24 protein-coding genes are annotated in these 23,537 nt (G+C 70.7%); 19 read left to right on the top strand and 5 right to left on the bottom strand.

What is annotated here, in order from left to right:
• Nucleotides 1–26 precede the first annotated feature (26 nt).
• From E4P42_RS08660 to E4P42_RS08630, 7 genes are all read left to right on the top strand, one after another.
• Complete coding sequence (locus E4P42_RS08660; protein WP_167759408.1) at nt 27–1,265, top strand: alpha/beta fold hydrolase; 1,239 nt, start codon at nt 27–29, stop codon at nt 1,263–1,265.
• 92 nt (nt 1,266–1,357) lie between these two features.
• Nucleotides 1,358–2,083 (top strand): hypothetical protein, encoded by a 726-nt coding sequence (locus tag E4P42_RS08655; protein WP_135125102.1) that lies wholly within the window; start codon nt 1,358–1,360, stop codon nt 2,081–2,083.
• A 127-nt stretch (nt 2,084–2,210) separates the two neighbouring features.
• Nucleotides 2,211–3,023 (top strand): ABC transporter permease, encoded by an 813-nt coding sequence (locus E4P42_RS08650; protein WP_371287003.1) that lies wholly within the window; start codon nt 2,211–2,213, stop codon nt 3,021–3,023.
• A complete protein-coding gene (locus E4P42_RS08645; RefSeq protein ID WP_135125100.1) occupies nt 3,020–3,763 on the top strand; it encodes an ABC transporter ATP-binding protein in 744 nt (247 codons plus the stop codon). The genes E4P42_RS08650 and E4P42_RS08645 overlap by 4 nt, the downstream gene beginning before the upstream one ends.
• Nucleotides 3,764–3,810: 47 nt before the next feature.
• Nucleotides 3,811–4,839, top strand: coding sequence for an ABC transporter substrate-binding protein (locus E4P42_RS08640; RefSeq protein ID WP_135125269.1), 1,029 nt, complete (start codon nt 3,811–3,813; stop codon nt 4,837–4,839).
• A 1-nt stretch (nt 4,840) separates the two neighbouring features.
• Nucleotides 4,841–5,989: an LLM class flavin-dependent oxidoreductase gene (locus E4P42_RS08635; RefSeq protein ID WP_135125098.1), complete on the top strand. Its 1,149-nt coding sequence runs from the start codon at nt 4,841–4,843 to the stop codon at nt 5,987–5,989.
• Nucleotides 5,990–6,013: 24 nt separating this feature from the next.
• Nucleotides 6,014–6,589: a hypothetical protein gene (locus E4P42_RS08630; RefSeq protein ID WP_135125095.1), complete on the top strand. Its 576-nt coding sequence runs from the start codon at nt 6,014–6,016 to the stop codon at nt 6,587–6,589.
• Nucleotides 6,590–6,596: 7 nt separating this feature from the next.
• Here the strand turns inward: E4P42_RS08630 and E4P42_RS08625 are convergent, their stop codons facing one another.
• Nucleotides 6,597–7,280, bottom strand: coding sequence for a hypothetical protein (locus E4P42_RS08625; protein WP_135125093.1), 684 nt, complete (start codon nt 7,278–7,280; stop codon nt 6,597–6,599).
• A gap of 77 nt (nt 7,281–7,357) precedes the next feature.
• Here E4P42_RS08625 and E4P42_RS08620 point away from each other — a divergent pair, with 77 nt between their 5' ends.
• The 6 genes from E4P42_RS08620 to E4P42_RS08595 all read left to right on the top strand — a co-directional run bounded on the left by E4P42_RS08620 (nt 7,358) and on the right by E4P42_RS08595 (nt 14,004).
• The gene (locus tag E4P42_RS08620) at nt 7,358–8,869 is read left to right on the top strand and encodes a carboxylesterase/lipase family protein (protein WP_135125091.1); all 1,512 of its coding nucleotides are present in this window, start codon (nt 7,358–7,360) and stop codon (nt 8,867–8,869) included.
• A gap of 44 nt (nt 8,870–8,913) precedes the next feature.
• Nucleotides 8,914–10,863 carry a primary-amine oxidase gene (locus E4P42_RS08615; RefSeq protein ID WP_135125088.1) on the top strand — a complete coding sequence of 650 codons (1,950 nt, stop codon included), beginning with the start codon at nt 8,914–8,916 and terminating at the stop codon, nt 10,861–10,863.
• A gap of 170 nt (nt 10,864–11,033) precedes the next feature.
• A complete protein-coding gene (locus E4P42_RS08610) occupies nt 11,034–13,022 on the top strand; it encodes a phosphotransferase (RefSeq protein WP_135125086.1) in 1,989 nt (662 codons plus the stop codon).
• A 22-nt stretch (nt 13,023–13,044) separates the two neighbouring features.
• Complete coding sequence (locus tag E4P42_RS08605) at nt 13,045–13,371, top strand: YnfA family protein (RefSeq protein WP_135125267.1); 327 nt, start codon at nt 13,045–13,047, stop codon at nt 13,369–13,371.
• Nucleotides 13,372–13,436: 65 nt separating this feature from the next.
• Nucleotides 13,437–13,649, top strand: a complete 213-nt coding sequence (locus E4P42_RS08600) for a DUF2945 domain-containing protein (protein ID WP_135125083.1) — start codon at nt 13,437–13,439, stop codon at nt 13,647–13,649.
• A 10-nt stretch (nt 13,650–13,659) separates the two neighbouring features.
• Nucleotides 13,660–14,004 (top strand): DUF3140 domain-containing protein, encoded by a 345-nt coding sequence (locus E4P42_RS08595; RefSeq protein WP_135125080.1) that lies wholly within the window; start codon nt 13,660–13,662, stop codon nt 14,002–14,004.
• Nucleotides 14,005–14,010: 6 nt separating this feature from the next.
• On the opposite strand, the gene E4P42_RS08590 is transcribed toward E4P42_RS08595, so the two are convergent.
• Nucleotides 14,011–14,898: a hypothetical protein gene (locus tag E4P42_RS08590; RefSeq protein ID WP_135125078.1), complete on the bottom strand. Its 888-nt coding sequence runs from the start codon at nt 14,896–14,898 to the stop codon at nt 14,011–14,013.
• A 76-nt stretch (nt 14,899–14,974) separates the two neighbouring features.
• On the opposite strand from E4P42_RS08590, the gene E4P42_RS08585 reads away from it, so the two are divergent.
• Entirely contained in the window at nt 14,975–15,472 is a 498-nt protein-coding gene (locus E4P42_RS08585) for a gluconokinase (protein WP_135125075.1), read from the top strand.
• Between the two features lie 78 nt (nt 15,473–15,550).
• Here E4P42_RS08585 and E4P42_RS08580 read toward each other — a convergent pair whose 3' ends face one another.
• The 3 genes from E4P42_RS08580 to E4P42_RS08570 form a co-directional block, all read right to left on the bottom strand.
• Nucleotides 15,551–16,141 (bottom strand): RDD family protein, encoded by a 591-nt coding sequence (locus E4P42_RS08580; protein ID WP_135125073.1) that lies wholly within the window; start codon nt 16,139–16,141, stop codon nt 15,551–15,553.
• 106 nt (nt 16,142–16,247) lie between these two features.
• Nucleotides 16,248–17,213, bottom strand: a complete 966-nt coding sequence (locus tag E4P42_RS08575) for a DoxX family protein (RefSeq protein ID WP_135125070.1) — start codon at nt 17,211–17,213, stop codon at nt 16,248–16,250.
• A 38-nt stretch (nt 17,214–17,251) separates the two neighbouring features.
• Entirely contained in the window at nt 17,252–17,740 is a 489-nt protein-coding gene (locus tag E4P42_RS08570; RefSeq protein WP_135125067.1) for a DUF6328 family protein, read from the bottom strand.
• Between the two features lie 181 nt (nt 17,741–17,921).
• Here E4P42_RS08570 and E4P42_RS08565 point away from each other — a divergent pair, with 181 nt between their 5' ends.
• The 5 genes from E4P42_RS08565 (at nt 17,922) to E4P42_RS08545 (ending at nt 23,496) form a co-directional block, all read left to right on the top strand.
• Nucleotides 17,922–19,319, top strand: a complete 1,398-nt coding sequence (locus tag E4P42_RS08565) for a xylulokinase (protein ID WP_167759414.1) — start codon at nt 17,922–17,924, stop codon at nt 19,317–19,319.
• 112 nt (nt 19,320–19,431) lie between these two features.
• The gene (locus E4P42_RS08560; RefSeq protein WP_167759407.1) at nt 19,432–20,265 is read left to right on the top strand and encodes a DeoR/GlpR family DNA-binding transcription regulator; all 834 of its coding nucleotides are present in this window, start codon (nt 19,432–19,434) and stop codon (nt 20,263–20,265) included.
• Nucleotides 20,262–21,788 (top strand): FGGY-family carbohydrate kinase, encoded by a 1,527-nt coding sequence (locus E4P42_RS08555; protein ID WP_135125059.1) that lies wholly within the window; start codon nt 20,262–20,264, stop codon nt 21,786–21,788. Before E4P42_RS08560 ends, E4P42_RS08555 begins: the two co-directional genes overlap by 4 nt.
• Complete coding sequence (locus tag E4P42_RS08550; RefSeq protein WP_135125057.1) at nt 21,785–22,822, top strand: zinc-binding dehydrogenase; 1,038 nt, start codon at nt 21,785–21,787, stop codon at nt 22,820–22,822. The genes E4P42_RS08555 and E4P42_RS08550 overlap by 4 nt, the downstream gene beginning before the upstream one ends.
• The gene (locus tag E4P42_RS08545; RefSeq protein WP_135125055.1) at nt 22,819–23,496 is read left to right on the top strand and encodes a class II aldolase/adducin family protein; all 678 of its coding nucleotides are present in this window, start codon (nt 22,819–22,821) and stop codon (nt 23,494–23,496) included. The genes E4P42_RS08550 and E4P42_RS08545 overlap by 4 nt, the downstream gene beginning before the upstream one ends.
• Nucleotides 23,497–23,537: the final 41 nt, after the last annotated feature.

Here is a 23,537-nt window from a genome sequence, read left to right as displayed (position 1 = left end):
ACCGTCCGCCGAGAGGGATGCCGCCCTTGTCCGTGTCGCCACCCGAATCGAACCCGGCCACCGGCGTGGCGCGCCGGGGCGTATGGCGGTTCGACGACTTCGTCCTCGACACGCAGCGCTACGAATTGCGTTGTGGCGCGGCCATCATCAAGGTCGAACCACAGGTGTTCGACGTGCTCACCCAGCTGGTGACCCATCACGACCGGTTTGTCAGCAAGGAAGAACTGTTCGACACCGTGTGGGGCGGGCGCTTCGTCGGTGAGGCCGCGCTGACCAGCCGGATCAAGGCCGTCCGCCGTGCGCTCGGCGACGACGGCGAGTCCCAGCGCTACATCCGCACCGTGCGCGGCCGCGGCTACCAGTTCGTCGGCACGCTGGCCGACGACGCCCCACCGGTCCCCGCGCCCGAGCCCGAACCCGCGCCACCGAGCCAGCACATCGCGTTCTGCCGGGCCGCCGACGGTGTGCGGCTGGCCTATTCGGTGTGCGGCGCCGGACCCCCGCTGGTGCGGGCCGCGAACTGGATGACCCACCTCGGATACGACATCGAGAGCCCGGTGTGGCGGCACTGGGTGCGCGACCTGTGCCGCCGCCACACGTTCATCCGCTACGACGAACGCGGCTGCGGCCTGTCCGACTGGGAGGTCTCCGACGTCACTTTCGACGCCTGGGTGGCCGATCTCGAATCGGTGGTGGAGGCGCTGGGCCTGGAGCGGTTCCCGCTGCTGGGGGTGTCGCAGGGCGGGGCGGTGGCGGTGGCCTACGCCGCGCGCCATCCCGACCGGGTGAGCCGGCTGGTGCTGTGCGGCGCCTACGCGCGGGGCCGCGCGGTCCGGGCCGTCGGTGACGACGAAAAGCGCGCTGCAGCACTGGATCTCGAGCTCGCCCGGGTGGGGTGGGGGCGCGACGACCCGGCGTTCCGGCAGGTGTTCGCCGCCCAGTTCCTGCCCGACGGCACCCGCGCCGACTGGGCCGCATTCGACCAGCTGCAGCGGCGCACCACCTCACCGGAGAACGCGGTGCGCTTCCTGACCGAGTTCGGCCGCATCGATGTGCGCGACGAAGCCGAGCGGGTGCGCTGTCCCACCCTCGTCCTGCACTCCCGCGACGACCACCGGGTGCCGATGCGCTTCGGTGAGGAGCTCGCGGCGCTGATCCCCGCCGCGCGACTGGTCGCGCTGGACAGCAACAACCACCTGCTCACCGCCACCGAACCGGCGTGGCAGGTGTTCTGCGGCGAGGTGGACGCCTTCCTGTGCGACTAAAAGGAGCCGGGCCGCAACTCCAGCGGCACGTCTCCACGCAATCTCCACGCAATCTTCATGTGCCGCCGCCACTCCCGATCCATGCTGGTCACATGAGAAAGCACACCCGCACCCTGCTCGTCGGCGTCAGCGCGCTCTGCGCCTTCGGCACGCTGTCGGCCTGCTCCGGCGGCTCGTCGACCGAGTCCACCACGTCGGCCACCGCCTCGGGTGCGCCGACCACCACCGCGGCGCAACCCGCACCGGTCCCGCAGTCGGCGAAGTACATCGCCGACATGGAGAAGGACGGCCGCACCATGACCATCGGCGTCGCGGTGGAGGGACAGAACATCGCCGCATACGCGTGCAACGGCTCCGACGACGAAGCCTGGTTCTTCGGCACGCAGACCGACGGGGCGATCGACGTCACGTCGAAGTTCCGCGACACCCTCAAGGCGAACTTCGCCGGTGACGAGGTGCGCGGAGACCTGACAATGGACGGCGTCACCTACACGTTCACCGCCGCCGAGGTGCCGGCCCCCGCCGGCATGTACACCGCCGCCCTCGACGGGGTCCGCGAGTCGTGGGTGGTGCGGCCCAACGGGTCGGCGGTCGGCGTCCAGTTCGGTGGATTCGGCGGCGACGCCGACGAATTCGGCGAGTTCGAACGCCAGCAGCTCAAGGACGCGCAGTTCCGCGCCGAGGTGCGCAACCGGCGGCTGCTGCGCCCCGCGAGTGAACTGCAGGAGCGGCCCAACGGCAAGTGGGGGGCCACCATCAACGGCCAGCCCGTGGAGGCGGTCATCGTCGACGGCAACTTCCGGCTGCCGCCCGGTTAGGCAAACCTGACCCACGGCCCCGCCGGCGCCTTCGCGCCGGCGGGGCCCGCTGGTGTCGGGCACCGTTCCCGTCATCGCGAGCCGAATTCTTCACCACCGCCGTGGGCGTCCGTAGCGTTCCCGCACTGTGACCACCTCCGCCGTTCCCAAACCGCCGGCACCGCTCGGCGCGCCGGTCGACAACGGGCGAGGGCAGCACACGTGGACGCTGATCAGGCTCGTCTCGCCGCTGATGCTGCTCGGCCTCTGGCAACTCGGCAGCGCGCTTCGGCTCATCCCGGAGGACGTGCTGCCCGCGCCGTCGCTGATCGCCGAAGCCGGGATCGAACTGCTCGGCAACGGTCAACTGGCCGATGCGCTCGCCGTGTCCGGTATCCGGGTCGCCGAGGGCCTCCTGCTGGGCGGCGTGGCCGGTGTCGCCCTCGGCACCGCGGTGGGTTTGTCCCGCTGGGTCGAGGCGACCCTCGACCCGTCAATGCAGATGCTTCGCGCGCTGCCCCACCTGGGGCTCATCCCGCTGTTCATCCTGTGGTTCGGCATCGGTGAACTGCCGAAGGTGCTGCTGGTGGCGCTCGGGGTGAGCTTCCCCCTCTACCTCAACACCTTCTCCGCGATCCGCCAGGTCGATCCCAAGCTGTTCGAGACCGCCAGGGTGCTCGGCTTCTCGTTCCGGCAGCGGTTCACCACCGTCATCGTCCCGAGCGCCGCCCCGCAGGTGCTGGTCGGCCTGCGTCAGTCCCTGGCCATCGCCTGGCTGACGCTGATCGTCGCCGAACAGATCAACGCCGACCGGGGGATCGGCTTCCTGATCAACAACGCGCGCGATTTCCTTCGCATCGACGTGATCATCTTCGGCCTCATCGTGTACGCCCTGCTGGGCATCGGCACCGACGCCGTCGTCCGGCTCCTGGAACGCCGAGCCCTGAGGTACCGCACATGACCCTGACCACGCCACCGCTGTCGCGGACCGGCACCGCCGCGACACTGCGCCACGTCGACAAGTGGTACGGCCACCACCAGGTGCTGATTGACGTCTCACTCGAGGTCGGCCGCGGCGAGATCGTCGCGCTGATCGGCCGCAGCGGATCGGGGAAGTCCACGGTGCTGCGGGTGCTCGCCGGCCTGGCTGCCGACCACACCGGTGAACGGACCGTGGCCGGCGCTCCCGCACTCGCCTTCCAGGAGCCCCGCCTGTTCCCGTGGCGCGACGTGCGCACCAACGTCGAGTACGGGTTGACCCGTCGCCCGGTGAGCCGTAGCGAGGCCCGCAGCCGGGCCGAACGTGCGCTGGCCGACGTGGGGCTGGCCGACCGCGCCGAGGCCTGGCCGCTCACGCTGTCCGGCGGTCAGGCGCAACGCGTTTCGCTGGCCCGCGCTCTGGTCGCCGAGCCGCAGCTGTTGTTGCTCGACGAACCCTTCGGCGCGCTGGATGCCCTGACGCGGTTGAGCATGCGCGCACTGTTGCTGACGTTGTGGCGTGAACACGCATTCGGGGTGCTGCTGGTCACCCACGACGTCGACGAGGCGGTGGCGCTGGCCGACCGGGTGCTGGTGCTCGAGGCCGGGCGGGTGGTGCACACCGTGGCGATCGTGGATCCGCGCCGCCCACCCGAAGACCCGTCGGCGCATACGGTCCGCCACCGCCGCGAGTTGCTCGACCGGCTCGGCGTCTCGGTGTGACCCGACTTCAGCCATTCGACGACCGACGAGGAGTTGCCGTGCCCTGGATCCGCCGGACCCTGACCCTGTGGGTCATCGCCCTGACAGTGGCGGCCTGGCTCACCGGCTGCGTCACCCGCTCCGCGGAAAGCGGGGCGCAACAGGCGCCGGAGAGCGTCCCGCTCTCCGAACTGGCCGACCTCACGCTGCGGATCGGTGACCAGAAGGGCGGCACCCAGGCGCTGTTGCGGGCCGCCGGCGCGCTCGACGATCTGCCCTACCGCGTCGAGTTCTCGACGTTCACCTCCGGGCCGCCGCAGATCGAGGCGGCCACGGCGGGGCGGATCGACTTCGCCATCACCGGCAACACCCCGCCGATCTTCGGGGCCGCATCCAACGCCAAGGTCAAGGTGGTGTCGGCCTACGACGGCGGCGGCTTCGGCGATCAGGTGCTGGTACATGCCGATGCGCCGTGGCGCTCGGTCGGCGACCTGCGTGGGCGCAGCATCGCTGTCGCCAAGGGCAGCTCCGCGCACGGCCACATCCTGGTCCAGCTGTCGCGCGCCGGACTGCGCCCGTCCGACGTGCAGCTGGTCTTTTTGCAGCCGGCCGACGCGCTGTCGGCGTTCACTCAGCGCCGGGTCGACGTGTGGGCGGTGTGGGATCCGTACACCGCCCAGGCGGAAGTGGAGCTGCCGGTGCGCAGCATCGCCCGGGCGACCGGAGTCACCAACGGTGCGGGGTTCGGCGTGGCCGCGGACCAGGCGCTGGCCGATCCGCGGCGCAACACCGCCCTGAGCGACCTGCTGGTGCGCTACGCCGAGGCGGTGCGGTGGGCGCACGATCACCCGCAGGAATGGGCCGCGCGCTACGCCTCGGACGTCGGTCTCGACCCCGAGGTCGCCGCCCGCGCCCAGGAGCGCAGCCTGCGGTTGCCGACCGACCTGTCCGACGGCCTCATCGCCTCCGAACAGGAGATGGCGGATCTGTTCGCCGAGTCGGCGCAGATCGCGTCGGCGCCGGACTTCTCCCGCTGGGTCGACCGCCGCTACCGGGCGGCCCTGGCACCGCTGAACATCGACCGCAACCAGGAGTGACATGTCTGTTCCGTCCCACCTCACCGCGCCGCTGCTGGACGGCGAAGCGCGCGCACCGCGTGCCGAGTTCTTCTGGTTCCTGCCGACCGCCGGTGACAGCCGGTCGATCGTCGGGTCCTCGCACGCCTCGGCGCAGCAGTCGTTGCCCGCCAACCACCGCGCGCCCACTCGCCGCTATCTCGCCGAGGTCGCCCGCGCGGCCGACCGCCTCGGCTACAAGGGTGTGCTGACCCCGACCGGAACCTGGTGCGAGGACGCCTGGTTGACCACCGCCGCGCTGCTGTCCGAGACCGAACGGCTGAATTTTCTCGTCGCGTTCCGGCCCGGCCTGGTGCCGCCCACCCTCGCCGCCCAGCAGGCCGCGACACTGCAACGGTTCTCCGACGGCCGGCTGATGCTCAACATCGTCAGCGGCGGCGACGACGTCGAACAGCGCCGCTTCGGCGACTGGCTGGACCACGACGAGCGGTACGCGCGCACCGACGAGTTCCTGCACATCGTCACCTCACTGTGGCGCCAGGAGAGCCTCGACTACACCGGCGATCACTATCGCGTCGCCGAGGCGCGGGTGTCTGCTCCGCCGGACCCGTTGCCGCCCATCTACTTCGGCGGATCGTCGGCGGCCGCGCTCCCGGTCGCCGCCCGGTATGCCGACGTCTACCTGACCTGGGGTGAGCCGCCACAGGCCGCGGCCGCGAAAATCGACCGCGTGAAGGCGCTGGCCACCGAACGGCACCGGACCGTGCGCTTCGGCATTCGGCTGCACACCATCACCCGTGACACCTCGGCGGCGGCGTGGGCGGTGGCCGAGGAGCTGCTCGCCGGGTTGTCACCCGAGCAGATCGCCAAAGCAACTGAGTTGCATGGCAGTTCGCAATCCGAAGGGCAGCGAAGAATGACCGCCCTGCACGGTGGCCGGATCGACCGGCTCGAGATCTACCCGAACCTGTGGGCCGGGGTCGGGCTGGTCCGCGGTGGCGCAGGCACCGCACTGGTCGGTAGCCACGAGGAGGTGGCCGGCCTCATCCACGAATACCACTCGCTGGGATTCGACGACTTCATCCTGTCGGGTTATCCCCATCTGGAGGAGGCGTACTGGTTCGCCGAGGGAGTGTTACCGATCCTCAGACAGAAAGGCATCGCCGACTGAGGCGGCGCGTACGCTGCGGATGTCATGGATGAGTGGTTCGACCGCAGTCCGTTCGTCGGCTTCGTCCCGTGGATCGTGTACTGGGTGGTGGCCGACGGGCCCAGCACGTGGAAGTTCGGCGCGTTGTGCGCGGTGTTCTCCGCGGTGATCCTCGGCATCTCGATCGGCCGCGGCGGCCCGCGCCTACTCGACGTGGTGACCATCGTGTTCTTCTTCGGCGTCACGACGGCGGCGATGATGGTCGGCGCGGCCGACCGGGACTGGATGGACACCTACGCCACCACGCTGTCCAGCGGCGTGCTGGCCGTCATGTGCCTGGCCTCGCTGGCCTTTGTGCCGTTCACCGAGCAGTACGCCCGGGAGTCGGTGCCCCAGCGGGACTCCGAGTTGCCCCTGTTCCGGCGCGTCAACCAGGTGCTGACCCTGATGTGGGCGCTGGTGTTCGCGCTCATCGCGGTCCTCGGCCTGCTCGCCGCGCACCTCCCGCACACCAAGGACTGGACCAACTACGTCATTCCCGTCATCGTCACCGTCGGCGCGGTGGGCATGACGCAGATCTATCCCCGCCGGGCGCGGGAGCGGGCCCGCTCGGCCGGGTGACGCCGCCTCAGCAGCTGAACCGCAGCCCGATCCCCGGCGCCGGCGGTTGTTGCTCGAGGCAGCCGAAGGTGACGACGCCGGCGTCGCTGAACCGGGCCGCCGACTGGTGGGCGTAGTTCACGCAGAACAGGCCCGCCGGATCGGTGCGGCACCGGTAGTCACCGAAGGCCAGGGTGTGCCCGTACGGGAGTTCGGCACCGAAGCCGTCGGAGAACGGCCCGGGATCGCCGTGCGCCGAACCCACGTCGAGGCTGGCGCCCGGATAGTCCACCCAGCCTCCCTTCCACTCGCCGTAGACGTCGGCCGGACGCGGGGGCGGGTCGGTCAGCTCGACCAGGCACGTCAGGGCGCCCTCGGCCCTGCGGTCGGTCATGCACCTCGAGGTGCCCGACGGTGTGGTGAACGCGATTTCCTCGCCCAGGTCGGTGCTGATGCCGTCGCGGCTGACGGTGTGGAAGCCGTCGGCCGCGGCCGGCGCTCCCGCCTCGACCCAGCGGATCACCTCCGCGACCGGCGCCTGCCCGGCTGGTGGGCCCGCCGGCGGGGTGGTGGTCGGGGACGGTGACGGTGACGGGCGCGTCGTGCCCGACGGTGCCGACAGCGTCGGTTCCGGGCGTTGTGCCTGCCCGTCCACCGCGTCTGAACAACCCGCGACCAGCACAGACGCCGCGATGAGCACAGCGATCCGCATGTCGGCCAGGCTAGCGGGCCGACACGCGACCGCCGGTCAGGCGCGGTCCACGGCAACGGATTCGCTACCGTCGGGTGATGCACGAACGCATCGTCCGCGCGAACATCAGCACCGGCACGATCGAGGGCTTCACCCAGGACGGCGTCCACCGCTGGCGTGCCGTGCCCTACGCCCGCCCGCCGGTGGGGCGGCTGCGGTTGCGGGCGCCGCGGCCGGCCGAGCCGTGGCCGGGGGTGCGCTACTGCCACAGCGTCGGTTACTGCTCGCCGCAGGACCCCAAGTACACGCTGCTCGGCGTCGGCAAACACCAGTCGATGAGCGAGGACTGCCTGACGCTCAACGTGGTCGCGCCGGAGCACCCGCCCGAGGGCCCGATGCCGGTGATGTTCTTCATCCACGGCGGCGGGTACATCCTCGGCAGCTCGGCCACCCCGATCTACGACGGTGCGGCGATGGCGCGCCGCGGATGTGTGTTCGTCTCCGTGAACTACCGGCTCGGCGCGCTGGGCTGCATGGATCTGTCGGCGCTGTCGACGCCGGAGCACCCGATCGACGGCAACCTGTACCTGCGCGACCTGGTCATGGCCCTGCGCTGGGTGCGCGACAACATCGCGGTGTTCGGCGGCGATCCGGACAACGTCACGATCTTCGGTGAGAGCGCCGGCGCGCATGCGGTGGCCACCCTGCTGGCGGTGCCGCAGGCCGGTGGCCTGTTCGCGCGGGCCATCGCCGAGAGCCCGGCCAGCGGGATGGTCCGGTCGGCCGACGCCGCCAAGGTGTTCGCCGAACATTTCGCCGGGTTGCTCGGTGCCCGCCCGCAGGACGGCGCCGCCGCATTGATGGCCGCCCGCCCGTCGGAGCTGGTGCGCGCCCTGGACAGGCTCCTCAGCCGCGGTATGCAGGACGACCTGCCCGGCGCATTTCCCGTCGGCCCGACGTCCGGCACCGACTACCTTCCGGTGGACCCGGTGGAGGCGATGGCGGCGGGTTCCGCGCACCGGGTTCCGCTGATCGTCGGCAACAACGCCGAGGAGGGTCGGCTGTTCACCCGGTTCCTGCCGCTGCTGCCGATGTCCGAACCGATGATCGAGATGCTGCTCGCCGATTCCGACGCCGAGCGCCGGGAGCGGATCACCGCCGCCTACCCGGGCTACCCGAGTTCCTCGGCGTGCGTGCGGTTGGGCGGGGACTTCGCGTTCGGCACCGCGACGTGGCAGATCGCCGAGGCACACTCCCGCCACGCCCCCGTCTACGTGTACCGCTACGACTACGCGCCGCGCACGCTGCGCTGGTCGGGGCTCGGCGCCACCCACGCCACCGAACTGTTCGCGGTGTTCGACGTCTACCGCAGCCGGTTCGGGTCGCTGCTGACCGCCGCCGCGGACCGCCGCTCGGCGCTGAAGGTGAGCAACGACGTGCAGCGGCGGTGGCGGGCGTTCAGCCACACCGGCGAACCCGGCGACGACTGGCCCGCCTACCGCGCCGACCACCGGGCGGTCCGCGTGTTCGACCGCAAGCCGCGACTGGAGTTCGACCCCGACGCCGACCGGCGCACCGCGTGGGAGGGTTTCACGCTGGCGGCCCGCTGAGCCGATCGGCTGCGCGGCCCACCGCGATGTGATTGCGTAGCGACGTGCCGCATCCCCTCGACCCGTTGACGGCCGCCGAGTTCACCGCGGTCGCTGCGGGGCTGCGCCGCGCGCACGGCGTGGCCGACGGCTGGCGCCTCACGTCGATCGAACTGGCCGAACCGGACAAGGACGAGCTGGCCGCCTTCGAGCGTGACGGCACCCGCCCGGCCCGACGGGCGACCGCCACCTGCCTGGACCGGGCCCGCAACGCCACCTACAAGGCGGTGGTGTCACTGACCGGCGACCACGTCGAGTCGTTCACCCACATCCCGGGCGTGCAGCCGAACTTCACCGTCGACGAGTTCACCGAATGCGACGCGATGCTGCGTGCGCATCCCGACGTGCTCGCCGCGCTGCACCGCCGCGGCATCACCGACATCGACAACGTGTTCATCGACACCTGGACCTACGGGGACGTGGTCGCCCCGGCCGAGTACCGCGACCGCCGGTTGGGCTGGTCGGACATCTGGTACAAGAACGCGCCGGGCGCCAACCCGTACGCGCATCTGGTCAGCGGACTGCACTGCGTGGTCGACCTCAACGCGATGGCGCTGCTCACCGTCGAAGACGACGGGCCCTTCTCGTCCGGTGAGGCCACCATGCCCGACGTGATGGGTGAGTATGTGCCCCACCACATTCCGGAGCGGATCCGGGCGGCGTCGCGGCGGGAACCGCTGCACCCGCTGCACATCACCCAGCCCGAGGGACCGTCGTTCACCCTCGACGGTCACCTGCTCGCATGGCAGAACTGGTCGGTGCGCATCGGTTTCAACCACCGCGAGGGCATGACGCTGCACACCTTGCGTTACCGCGACGGCGACCGCGACCGCTCGGTGGCGCACCGATTGTCGTTCGCCGAGATGGTGGTGCCCTACCGTGACCCGTCCCCGGATCATTACCGGCGCACCGCCTTCGACATCGGCGAGTGGGGTCTGGGCTTCATGACCACCTCGCTGGAACTGGGCTGCGACTGTCTCGGCGAGATCCGCTACCTCGACGCGGTTCTGCACAACAGCAGGGGCGAGCCGTACACGATCCGCAACGCGATCTGCATTCACGAGGAAGACGACGCGGTGCTGTGGAAGCACGTCGACCACCATGCCGGCGCCGAGGTGCGCCGGATGCGGCGGCTGACCATGTCGTTCCACGTCACGGTCGCCAACTACGAGTACCTGGTCTACTGGCGGCTGTACCAGGACGGCAACATCGAGTGCGAGGTCCGGGCCACCGGCATCATGGTCACCACGCCGCTCGCACCCGGCGCGCCGCATCCCAACGGCACCCTGGTCGACGAGCGCACCTACGCCCCGTTCCACCAGCACTTCCTGGTCGCCCGCCTGGACCTCGACGTCGACGGACCCGACAACACCGTCTACATGACCGAATCGCACGCCGAACCGGTCGGGCCAGACAATCCCTACGGGCTGTCGCTGGTGACCCGCGACGTTCCGCTGCGCACCGAGCAGGAGGGCAGGCAGGACGTCTCGTTCGCCACTCAGCGCGGCTGGAAGGTGGTGAACACCGGCGTCGTCAACGGGCTGGGCACCCATCCGTCGTACAAGCTGGTGCCCGGTGGGGCGATCCCGCCGATGTTCGATGAGTCCTCGCCGGTGCTGGCGCGCGCCAACGTCATCGGCCACACCCTGTGGGTGACTCCGAACCGGCCCGACGAGCGCTGGCCGGCAGGCGAATTCGTCAACCAGTCGGCGCGCGACACGGGCCTGGGGGAGTGGACGCGGGCCGACCGGTCGATCGCCGACACTGATGTCGTGCTGTGGTACGTGTTCGGCATCCACCACATCACCCGGCCCGAGGACTGGCCGGTCATGCCGGTCGACGTGGTGTCGTTCTGGCTCAAGCCGTACGGCTTCTTCGATCGCAATCCCGCCCTGGACGTGCCGGCCACCGAACCGGACGCCTGCCACACCCCGGCGCGCAGCGCACACCACTGAATCCGTTCATTCGGGCCCGGTCGACCTGCTCGGCCCGTCGCCGTCTTCCCCGAGTGCGCTTTCATCCGCGACGCGCCGCGGCGGCCGGCTGAAAACGCACCCGCGGCGCGGCGCACACACTGATTGACACCCGTCAACAGTGTGATGCAGCCCACTGCTAGGTTCTCGGTGTGGCTCACACTGCAGACCTCGTCATCGAACGTCCCACAGATCTGACGGCCGACTGGCTGAGCACGGTGCTGCGCGCAGGTACCGTCGCCGACTTCACGTTCGACCGCATCGGCACCGGTCAGATGAGCGAGTGCTACCGGGTGACGCTCACCTATGCCGAGGGGTCCACCGGCCCGGCGTCGGTGGTGCTCAAGGTCGCGGCCACCGATACCAACAGCAGGCAGACCGGGCTGGCGCTCGGACTCTACGGACGCGAGGTGCGGTTCTACACCGACATCGCGCCGGGCCTGGCCGGGCCGGTCGCCCCGTGTTACCACGCCGCCTACGACCCGCAGACCGGTGCGTTCGACCTGGTGCTGGGCGACGCCGCGCCCGCCGTCGTGGGCGACGAGATCCGGGGCGCCACCGCCGAGCAGGCCGCGCTCGCGCTGGCCGAACTGGGCCGCGTGCACGGACCGCTGCTCGGGAACGCGGCGCTGGCCGATGCGGAGTGGCTCAACCGCGAGTCGCCGATGAATCAGGCGCTGATCGCCCAGCTGTGGGCGGGATTCGCCGACCGTTACGCCGAGCAGATCGCCCCCGAGCACCGACAAGTGTGTGAGCGACTGGTCGCCGCGTTCGACGCGTACCTCGAGGCGGAGGCGGCCACCCCGGTGCAGGGGCTGATTCACGGCGACTACCGCCTCGACAACATGCTGTTCGGCCAGCCCGGCGCCGACCGCGCGCTCACCGTCGTCGACTGGCAGACCGTCACCTGGGGGCCGGCCTTCACCGACGTCGCCTACTTCCTCGGCTGCGCGCTGCCGACCGAAGACCGGCGCACCCACTACGACGCGCTGCTGCACGCCTACCACGACGCACTCGGCGCGCAGGCCCCCGTCGACTTCACCGCCGTGCGCGACGGCGTGCGCCGACAGAGCTTCTTCGGGGTGATGATGGCGATCGTGTCCTCGATGCTGGTCGAACGCACCGAACGCGGCGACCACATGTTCATGACGATGCTGCGCCGCCACTGCGAGCACGTCCTCGACACCGACGCGCTCGGGGTGCTGCCCGCCGCCGTGGCCGACACCCCGCTGCAGCCCACCGCCGAGGACGAGGGATCCCATCCTCCGGGTGCGGAGGAGATGTGGAACGAGAGCTGGTACTTCGACTTCGTCGACCGACGCGCCGGGATCGGCGGCTGGATCCGGCTCGGCCTGGTGCCCAACCAGGACACGGCCTGGATCAACGCGCTGCTGTGCGGTCCCGATATGCCCACCATCGCGATCGTCGACTTCGAGGCGGCGGTGCCCACCGACTACCGCGAAACCCGCGGTGCCGGCGTCGAATTGCGGCTCGACCCGGCCGACCCGCTGCGCACGTTCCGGGTCACCGTGCGGGGGCGCGGCGCCGCGTATGACGATCCTGCCGCGCTGCTGCGCGGTGAGCCCGGCCGGCCGACCGACCTGTCGATGGACCTGACGTGGACCACGGTGGGCACGCCGTACCAGTACCGCATCACGTCCCGGTACGAGATCGCCTGCACGGTGTCGGGCACGGTCGCCGCCGACGGCCGCGACTACGCGTTCGAGTCGGTGCCCGGCCAGCGCGACCACTCGTGGGGAGTGCGCGACTGGTGGGCCATGGACTGGGTGTGGCACGCGCTGCACCTCGACGACGGCACCCACACCCACGGCGTCGACCTGCGCATCCCCGGTGCACCGCCGATGAGCGTCGGATACGTGCAAGCGGCCGGCGCGGCGCTCACCGAGACCACCGCGGTGACCGCGCGGGCCACCTTCGCCGACAACGGCCTGCCGGTCACCACCACGCTCGCCCTGCAACCCGGCGACACCACAATCGAGGTCGACATCCGCGGGCAAGCGCCGGTCCGCCTGACCGCCGCCGACGGGCGGGTCAGCTTGTTTCCCCGCGCGTGGGCCGTGGTCACCACCGCCGACGGCCGCACCGGCACCGGCTGGCTGGAGTGGAACCGCAACACCTAGACAGGGCAGGGTGGTCGTCGTGATGGTGGCCAAGTCGATCGCCCTGTTCATCCTTGCCGCGCTGCTCGAGATCGGCGGCGCCTGGCTGGTGTGGCAGGGGGTCCGCGAACACCGCGGTTGGCTGTGGGTCGGGGCAGGTGCGCTGGCGCTCGGGGCCTACGGCTTCGTCGCCGCCTTCCAACCCGACGCGCACTTCGGGCGCGTGCTCGCCGCCTATGGCGGGGTCTTCATCGCCGGATCGCTGATCTGGGGGGTGGTGGCCGACGGGTTCCGCCCCGACCGCTGGGACATCACCGGCGCGCTGATCTGCCTGGTCGGCGTCGGGTTGATCATGTACGCGCCGCGGTGACGACGAAAATGTGACGGGTTGGGCGCACCCGGGATCAACCGCAGGCATGCGGGTATGCGCGCGTCATGAGCAACCAGGAATTCCACAAGGGTGACAAGGTCACCTGGAAGAGTCACGGCAGCACGGCCGAAGGCAAGGTCGAGGAAAAGATCACCAAGGAGACGGAGGCGGCCGGCCGCAAGGTGAAGGCGTCGAAAGAGGAGCCGCAGTACCGCGTGCGCAGCGAGAAGAGCGGTAACGACGCCGTGCACAAGCCCGAGGCGCTGAAGAAGAAGTAGGCGACAGCGAATGGCGGAGAAGCACAAAGACGACCACCAGGAGACCTGGTCGGAGTTCAAGGACGTGGTGAACATGACCGCGCGCGAACTCGACACGTGGCTGGGCACCGACGAATCGAAGTCGGTGGGTCAGAAGTCCGGTGGCGGAGAAGCGACCGGCCACGCGAGTGGGCGACACATCGTCAAGATCCTCGAGGCCAAGAAATCCGACCTCGGCGACGAGGATTACGCCCACATGCGCAAGGTGGTCGGCTACGCCAAACGCCATCTCGCGCAACGGCCTTCGGGTGACATCGAGGACACCGCGTGGCGGTACTCACTGATGAACTGGGGCCACGACCCGCTCAAGAAGTGACGGTTCTCAGCCGAGGTGGGCGCTGTCGTCGTCGAGGTCGGCGCGCGACAGACCCATCGGGGTGGTGGCCGGCAGGTCACCTCCGGCGATGACCGCGCGCGTGAGCGGCGTCAGGGCGCGGAACAGGGTCTCCACCTCGTCGTCGCTCAGGGCGTCGAGGGCGCCCAGCGCCAGCGCATCGGTGGCGTCCTCGAGCCGCTGCTTCTCGGCCCGCCCGGCGTCGGTCAGCTCGCCTCCGGCGTCGAGGAGACCGCGTTCGGCCAAACGTTCGGCGTAGTGCTGCCACTGTTCGTCGTCGTAATCGCGGCTGCGCATGATCATCTCGCGGGGCACCCGGCCGTCGGCGGCATGCAGCACGTTGCACTCGCGCCCGGAGATCCCGGCGGCGGTGAGCAGCGCGACGTGGCCGTCGCCGCGGTGTTCACGCAGCAGTGTGGTCGCGTGCCACAGCATGGCGACCGGCTCCTGCGGCCAGTCCAGCGCCCGGTTCGCCGCATAGAGCGGCCTGCCGTCGACGGTGAGACCGCGCGCCGCCTTGGCCGCCAGTTCGGCGGCCGTCGCAACGCCGTCCCCGTCGGCGACCCCGTAGCGCCGCAGCGCGGCGACGGCCGACTGCTCCCGCGCGCGCAGGGCCGCTTCGGGCGGCGCGATGTCCCAGGCCGCGGGCAGCGCCTTGGCGACCCGCTCGGGGGCGAAGTTGTAGAACACCGCGCCGACCACCTCGGCGGGCACCACGCCCAGCGGGGCGGACCGGGCCGCGAAGTACCCCATCCAGAAGCCGCGGTACCCCAGATCATCCAGCGCCGCACGCGCTTCCGGGGCGAAGTAGGTGACGGCGTGAAGCGGCTCGATGCGGTCGAAGAACCGGCGCGCCAACTGCGGGTGTCGGGTCACATCGGCAGCCTAACCAGCCGGTGTCGGCGCACGCTCGGCTGGTGTGGCGGCCCCGACTTTCGGGTAGGTGATCAAGATGACACCACCGATCGTCGTGATGGGGGTGTCGGGGTCCGGTAAGTCGACCGTGGGCGCCGCGCTGGCGCAGCGGCTGCGGGTGCCGTTCGCCGACGCCGACGACTTCCACCCGCCGGCCAACATCGAGAAGATGACGGCCGGCCATCCGCTCGACGACACCGACCGCCATCCCTGGCTGGAAGCGATCGGGGAGTGGTTGGCCGCCCACGCGGACGGCGGCGTGATGAGCTGCTCGGCGCTCAAGCGCCGTTACCGCGACCAGCTGCGGGGACACTGCGCCGCAGTGGAATTCCTGCACCTGAGCGGTACGCAAGACGTGATCGGCAGGCGGCAGGCGAGCCGGCCCGGTCACTTCATGCCGGCTTCGCTGCTGGCGTCGCAGTTCGCGACGCTCGAACCGCTCGGCGACGACGAGCGGGGCGTGACCATCGACGTCGCCCGCGACATCGACGCGATCATCGAGACGTACCTGTCGCGCACCGACACCGCTTCCTGACCAAGAAATCCCCCGACCCGCGGGGCGGTGTCGGGGGATCTCCGGAGTGCGAAAGTCGGGCTCAGCCGCCCGCGAGCGTCAGCCTTTGACCACCTGGGTGCCGCCGGCCATCTCATCGTGCTTGCCCTGTTTGGTCGGGCTGCCGTTGATGGTCACCGCGATCACCACGATCGCGATGACGCCGAGCAGGCCGCCGACGAACGGGATGATGGGCAGCAGCGTGAACAAGTTGCGAATAGCCGACTGCGACGCCGACGGCTTCGGCGCGCCACCGGGGCCGCGCACGCTCATACCGAGCAGTTTCTTGCCCGGCGTCCACCCCTGCGTCACCTCGAACACGACGTAGTACAGGAACGACAGCGCACCGGTGAACAGTCCGGTGACCCAGAAGTTGTCGGAGGTCCCGGTCAGCAGGATCACCAGGCCGCCGACGATGCCGACGATGATGCCGTCGATCAGGCGGGCGAGGAACCGCATGCCCAGGCTGCCGGGCTGGGTGCCGCCGAACGGCGGGGGATATCCGCCCGGCTGCCCGTATTGCGGCTGCCCGTAGGGCGGTTGGCCGTACTGGGGCTGACCGGGTGGCGGCCCACCGTACTGCGGTCCACCGTACTGGGGTTGTCCGTACTGGGGCTGGCCCGGTTGAGGGGGGTAGTCACCGGTTGTCATCGCATCCGCTCCTGACCGCGTAGTGGGGTCTGACGAATGTACCGTCCGACGACAACGGACCGGGCGCTTCGACGCGCCCGGTCCGGTCGGTGAGAGTCGCGGCTGGTCAGCGCAGCCGGCGCTTGGCCTGCTTCTTGGACTGCTTGACCTGGCTACGGGTGGTGTCGGCGAGCTCGTTGGCGCGCTCGCGCGCCAACTCGGCCAGCTCGGCGCTGCGCCGGCTGGCCGCGTCGGCCAGTTCCGGTGCGCGCTCGCGTGCGACATCGGCCCACTCGTAACCGCGTTCGCGGGCGACGTCGGCCCACACGGCGCCGCGCTTGCCCGCGGCGTCGGCCAGTTCGGCGCTGCGCTTGCTGGCGATCTCGGCGAGTTCGGCGCTGCGCTTGCTCGCCGCGTCGGCCAGCACCGCACCGCGCTTGCCGGCGACCTCGGCCCACTCCGAGCCGCGCTCGCGGGCCACCTCGGCGAGTTCGGCGCCGCGCTTGCCGGCCACCGTGGCCAGCTCCCGGCCACGCTCGGCGCCGACATGCAGGCCGTGGCCCAATTTCTCGGCGAACTCACTGTCGGTCAGCGAGTGACCGGCGGCGGCGCCCACGGGCAGCGCCGCGGTGACCGCACCGGCGGCCTTCTCGGCGGCCTTGCGGCCGCGCCAGCCCAGCGACGGCTTGCCTTCGGTGTCCACCGCGGCGATGATCAGCCCGCCGATCAGGCTGACGTCGGTGAGGAAGGCGCGCCGCTCTTCGGCCTTACGGGCCGGGTCGGTCTCGCTCCAGAAGGTGTGTCCGCCCAGGCTTCCCGGCACCACGCTGAACGCCAGCGCGGCGGACGCCAGACGCGGCATCTTGCCGGTCGCCAGCAGCAGCCCGCCGCCGATCTGCACCGCGGCGGTGATCTTCGCGACGGTCTCGGCATTCGACGGCACGTTGGTGCCGACCGGATCGGGCAGCTTGCTCAGGCCTTCGAGCGTCGGCCGGGCGGCGTCCGCAGCCGGTTTGGGGCTGCGCAGCGCCTCCACACCCCGCCCGATGAACACAGCAGACAACATGGGTCGCGCGATACGTCGGATCAGCATGGCGGGTGTGTTCCCCCGCCGACGACGTCACAAACTCCTCAGTCCGGCCTTCTGTCGCGCCGTTCCCGAACCGGCAGGACCAGCCAGAACGACGTGAGCGCGACCAACGTCAGCACCCCGGCGGCCCAGGCGCTCGCGGGGCCGAGCACCGCGTCGAAGATTACCGCCGCGACACCGGCCAGGGTCAGGCCCAACAGCAGCAGACCCCACATCGCGCACAGGTGCGACGAGGCGACCAGCACGTCGAGCCGGTGCCTGCGGAACAGCACGCGGTGCATGCTCACCGGCGCGACGAGCAGGACGGTGGACCCGATCGAGCACGCCACGGTGACGAGGTAGACCAGCCGCGCGCCGTCACCGAGCTGGGTGAACCGCTGCTGGAACGGGAGGGTGAGCAGAAAACCGGTGAGCACCTGTACACCGGTCTGGGCGACGCGCAGCTCCTGCAGCAGGCCGGCCCAGTTCCGGTCGAGCCGCTGCGCCTGCGTCTCGTCGCGTTCGGGATCCCACCGATCTCCGATGCTCATCACTTGATTGTCGCGCTGTCACGGCGAGTGTGCGCTCACTGCGAGAAGTCGGCCCGAATTCCGCAGTGGACGCACGTCCGGCGGGCTGTGGGCAGCGAGGCCGCGAGGACGGTGCCGCCGTCCCTGCTGCGGCGGGCCCGGCTGGATAGGCTGGTTGTCCGTCTGAACATAGGAGGCCATGGTGGCGCTGGTTGCCGGTGTCGACTCGTCGACCCAGTCGTGCAAGGTTCTGGTGTGCGATGCCGACACCGGTGAGATCGTTCGGTCGGCGACGTCACCGCATCCGGACGGGACAGAGGTCGACCCGCAGCTGTGGTGGGCGGCGCTGCAGGCCGCCGTCACCGCCGCCGGCGGCCTCGACGACGTCGCCGCGGTGTCGGTGGGCGCCCAGCAGCACGGCATGGTGTGCCTCGACGAGTCGGGCGCGGTGGTGCGAGATGCGTTGCTGTGGAACGACACCCGCTCCGGCCCCGCCGCGGCCGAGCTGGTCGAGGAGCTGGGTGGGCCTGCGGCCTGGGCCGAGCGGATCGGCGTCGTCCCGGTCGCCTCCATCACCGCAACCAAGCTGCGCTGGCTCGCCGACACCGAGCCCGCCCACGCGGAAGCCACTGCCGCCGTATGCCTTCCGCACGACTGGCTGACCTGGCGGCTGTCCGGCTCCACCGACATCGCCGACCTGCGGACCGATCGCAGTGACGCCAGCGGCACCGGCTACTTCTCCGCCCGCAGCGGCGACTACGACCCCGAGCTCTTGGAGATGGCCATGCGCGGGCGCCGGCCCGCGGTGCCGCTCGTGGTGGGGCCGCGCGACGAGGCGGGCCGGACGCCGGCGGGCGCCCCGCTCGGCCCCGGGGCCGGGGACAACGCGGCTGCCGCGTTCGGCCTGGGCGCCGAACCCGGCGACTGCGTGGTGTCGCTGGGCACCTCCGGTGTGGTGAGCGCCGTCGGGACCACCGCCCCGCGCGATCCGGAAGGCATCGTGGCGGGCTTCGCCGACGCGACCGGCCGGCAGCTGCCGCTGGTGTGCACGCTCAACGGCGCGCCCGTGCTGGCGGCCACCGCGAACATGCTGCGGGTGGACTTCGACGAACTGGACCGCCTGGCGCTGCAGGCGCCCGCGGGGGCCGAAGGGCTCACGCTGGTGCCCTACTTCGACGGGGAACGCTCGCCGAACCTGCCGGGCGCCTCGGGGGCGCTGCACGGTGTGACGACGCGGAACCTGACGGCGGCCAACATCGCGCGGGCGGCGGTCGAAGGCCTGCTGGCCTCCATGGCGTACTGCATCGACAAGATCTCCGCCCAGGGCATCGACGTGCACCGCATCATCCTGGTCGGCGGCGGCGCCCGGTCGGCGGCGGTGCGCCGGATCGCGCCCGCGGTGTGGGGCCGTCCGGTGCACGTCCCGACACCGGCCGAGTACGTGGCGCTGGGCGCCGCCCGGCAGGCCGCGTGGGTGGTGTCGCAGCAGGACACGCCCCCGGCATGGTCGTCCGGCGCCACCGAGACCTACGAGGCGGCCGCCACCCCGCAGGTCAACGAGCGGTACGCCGGCGCGCAGGCGTTGACCCTGGGGCAGTGACGCCGACCGTGCTGTTATAACGGCGCCCTACTTAACACGTTATGTGTTGATTATGTGATGTCGCGTGATATGTTCTCGTGCGCATGTGTTGCTGCTCACGAGGAGGTTCGCGGTGTCCACACCGCCGTCGCGCACCGGCACGCACTCACACCGGCGCTCGGAGATCGTGGAGTTCGTCAAGGCGCGGGGTGGCGCCCGCATCGACGAGCTGGCCGACGTCTTCGGCGTGAGCACGATGACGATCCACCGCGATCTCGACCACCTGCATGCGCGCGGGATGCTGCGCAAGGTGCGGTCCGGCGCCGAGGCGCCGCCCAGCGAGGCGTTCGAGCGCAACATCGCGTTGCGCAAGAGCCTCAACCTCGCCGAGAAGCAGGCGGTGGCGCGGGTGGGCTTCGATTGGGCCGCCGGTCGGGTCGACATGCAGGCCGTCGCTCTCGACGACAGCACCACCGCGCTGCATCTGCTGCCGGTGCTGCTCGAACACCTGCCCTTGACGGTGGTGACCAACTTCCTGCCCGCCATCAACGAGTTGTCGGCCGACCCGCGCGTCCGGCTCAACGCCGTCGGCGGGGACTTCGTCCCCGAGTTCTCGTCGTTCGTCGGGCCGCAATCGGTGCGCGCGCTGCGCGACATGCACTACGACGTGTTGTTCATGTCGGTGCCCGCCGTCTCGCGCGGGGCGTGTTTTCACCCCTCGAGTCCGGCCGCCGATCTCAAGCGCGCGTTCATGGCGAGTGCGGAGATCCGCGTCCTGCTGATCGATCACACCAAGGTGGCCCGCCGGGCCATCCACCGGATCTGTGACCTCGAGGAGTTCGACGCGGTCGTCGTCGACGACGCCCTCGATCCCGAGGAGCGGCGACGCATGGCAGACAGCGGCGCGAACGTCGTCCTGGCGCCGCGCCTCGAAGCCGCCGCCACCGATCAGGAGGGGCAGTCATGACGACACCGTTGGTGATCGCCGTCGACTGCTCCACCACGGCGGCCAAGGCGATCGTCGTCGACGCGCGCGGCCGGCTCGTCGGTGCCGGGGCACAGGCGCTCGACACCCGTAGCCCGGCGCCGCACTGGTTCGAACAGCAGGCGCCCCAGTGGTGGACGGCCACCGACCTCGCCGTCAGGCAGGCGCTCGACGAGATCCCCGACCGGAGCGCCGTCGCCGCGATCTGCGTGACCCATCAGCGGGAGACGTTCGCGTGCCTGGACGCCGACGAAAAGCCGTTGCGGCCGGCGATCCTGTGGATGGACGGCCGCGCCGACGTCGAGGTGCGGCGCTACGGCACCGACCGGGTCGAGTTGCTGTCCGGCAAACCGGCCGACATCACGCCCGGTCTCTACAAGCTGCTCTGGCTGCGCGACCGCGAACCCGACACCATGGCCCGCTGTCACCGCGTCGCCGACGTCCACTCCTATCTGGTGCACGCCATGACCGGACACTGGACGTCGAGCCTCGCCTCGACCGATCCGCTGGCGCTGATCGACCAGGCCACCGGTGACTACAGCCCCGAGCTGCTCGAGCTGGCCGGCCTGCGCCGCGAACAGCTTCCCGACCTCGTGCCCACCGGAACGCCGTTGGGTCCCCTGCTCACCGACGTCGCCGACCGCTGGGGCGTACGCCGCGACGTCGTGGTCGTCGCGGGCACCGGTGACGGCCAGGCCGCGGGCGTCGGGCTGGCGGTCACCGATCCGGGCGCCGCCTACCTGGTCCTCGGGACCGCGGTGGTGATCGGCAGCGAGACCCCGTCGTATCTGCCCTCGCGGGCGTACCGGTCGATGGTCTCCGCGATGCCCGGGCAGACCACCGTGGAGACGTTCAGCGCATCCGGCACCTACCTGCCGACCTGGTTCCGCGAAGAGTTCGGCGATCCCGACCTCGCCGGGGCGCCGGACCCGCAGCTCGAACGCGCCGCCGCCGCACTGCCGGTGGGTAGCGAGCGACTGCTCACGCTGCCGTACTGGAACTCCGCGCAGACACCGCACTGGGACACCCAGGCCTCCGGGCTGACGGTGGGCTGGCGCGGCTGCCACACCAGGGCACACTTCTACCGCTCGCTGCTCGAGGGCATCGCATTCGAACTGCGATTGCAGCTCGACGGACTGGAAGCCGCCCGTGGCGAACGGGTCGACGTGTTGCGCGCGATGGGTGGCGGCGCACGCAGCGCGCTGTGGACCCAGATCCTCGCCGACGTCTTCGGCCGCCCCCTGGAGGTCTGCGCCTCCGGGGAGGTCAGCGCGCTCGGCGCGGCCGCGATCGCGCTGACCGCCATCGGCGAGTACGCCACGCTGCCCGAGGCGGCGGCCGCGGTGGCCCAGATCGATGCCGTGGTCGAACCGCGGGACCCGGCAGTGACCGAATACGCGGCACTGCGGTCGATCTACGAACGCATGTACACCGAGACCCGGAGCCTGCTGCACGCGCTCCACGACCTACCTCAGCACCACGACACGCAAGGAGTAATGCGATGAGAGCGGCCATGTTCTACGGGCCAGGAGAGTTACGACTCGAGGATCTCGCCAGCGCCGAACCGGCGCCGGGGGAGGTGCTGGTCGAGGTCAAGGCCGCGGCGACGTGCGGGACGGACCTGAAGTCCTACCGGCGGGGGCATCCGAAGCTCTTTCCCGTCCTGCCGTCGCGATTCGGGCACGAGTTCGCCGGAGTGGTCACCGCTGTGGGCGACGGCGTCACCGGCTTCGCGGTTGGTGACCGCGTCACGGCGGCCAACACGGTGCCGTGCGGGCACTGCTGGGCGTGCACCCGCAACCGCCAGAGCCTGTGTGAGAACCTGGAATTCCTCAACGGCGCCTTCGCCGAGGAGGTGATCATCCCCGCGGCCATCGTGCAGCGCAACACCTACCGGCTGCCCGACGACCTCGACTTCGCCGACGCCGCACCGCTGGAGCCGTTGGCCACCGTGGTCCACGGAATGCACGAGACCGGTATCGAACTCGGCGACACCGTCGTCGTGCACGGGGCCGGGCCGATCGGCCTGATGTTCGTGCGGCTCGCGACGCTACGCGGCGCCAATGTGATCTCGGTCGACCAGTCGTCCTGGCGGCTGGAACAGGCGAAGATGGCCGGCGCGGTGGAAACCGTTGACCTCTCGGAGGTTCCGGACTTCGAGGATCGCGTGGCGCTGATCAAGAGCCGCACCCCGTACGGCCGCGGGGCGGATGTCGGCATCGAAGCCGTCGGCCTGCCTCAGGTCTGGGAGCAGACGGTGCGCACCCTGCGCCCCGGCGCGACGGCGGTGCTCTTCGGCGGGACGCCCAAGGGCGCGATGTTCTCGGTCGACTCGAGCGCCATGCACTACGAGGAGTACACGCTCAAGGGCGTCTTCCACCACACACCCGACTTCGTCCGGGTGGCGGTGGAGTTGCTGGCGAGCCGGAAGGTCGACGGGTCGATGCTGGTGACCGAGCGCCGACCGCTCGACGCGCTGGTGCCCAGCCTCGAGGACATGGCCGCCGGCCGCGGCTCCAAGTACATCCTCGAACCGTGACCGCGCCGGACCTCCGGCTCGGCCGCGAACGCCGGCAGGTCGTCGACGCCTGCCGGTTCCTGAGCCGCTCGGGACTCGTGGTGGGCACCGCGGGCAACGTCTCGGTGCGCGTCGGCGACCTCGTGGTCATCTCGCCCAGCGGCGTGGATTACGAGGCGATGTCGCCGCGCGACGTCGGGATCCACGACCTCGCCGGCAACCCGGTCGACGCGCTGCTGAAGCCCTCGAGCGAGCTCGCGCTGCACCTGGCCGTCTATCACGGATCGCCGCACACCGCGGTGGTGCACACCCACGCCCCGGCGTCCACCGCGATGTCGACCGTCGCCGACGAGGTACCGGCGTCGCACTACTACGCGGCCTTGTTCGGCGGCGCGGTGCGCGTCGCCCCGTACGCGACGTTCGGAACGCAGGAGCTGGCCGACAACGTCACCGCGGCGCTGGTCGACCGCACCGCCGCACTGATGGGCAACCACGGTGCCGTGCTGGTCGGCCGGGCGCTGCCGAAGGTGCTCGACATGGTGCCCTACCTGGAATATCTGTGCGACGTGCAATTGCGCGCGATGGCCAGCGGAGCGCCGGTGCGGGTGCTCGGCGACGACGAGATCGCCGAGGTCGGGCGTCGGCTCGCGGGTTACGGTCAGCAGGCGACCGGGCCGGGCGGCGGGCAGGGCTGACCGAGGGCACGGACCAGCGGCCATGACACCATGGCAGCGAA

This window comes from Mycobacterium sp. PS03-16, from assembly GCF_004570325.1.
Taxonomy (GTDB): Bacteria; Actinomycetota; Actinomycetes; order Mycobacteriales; family Mycobacteriaceae; genus Mycobacterium.
This window is presented reverse-complemented; position numbering and strand designations above follow the sequence as displayed.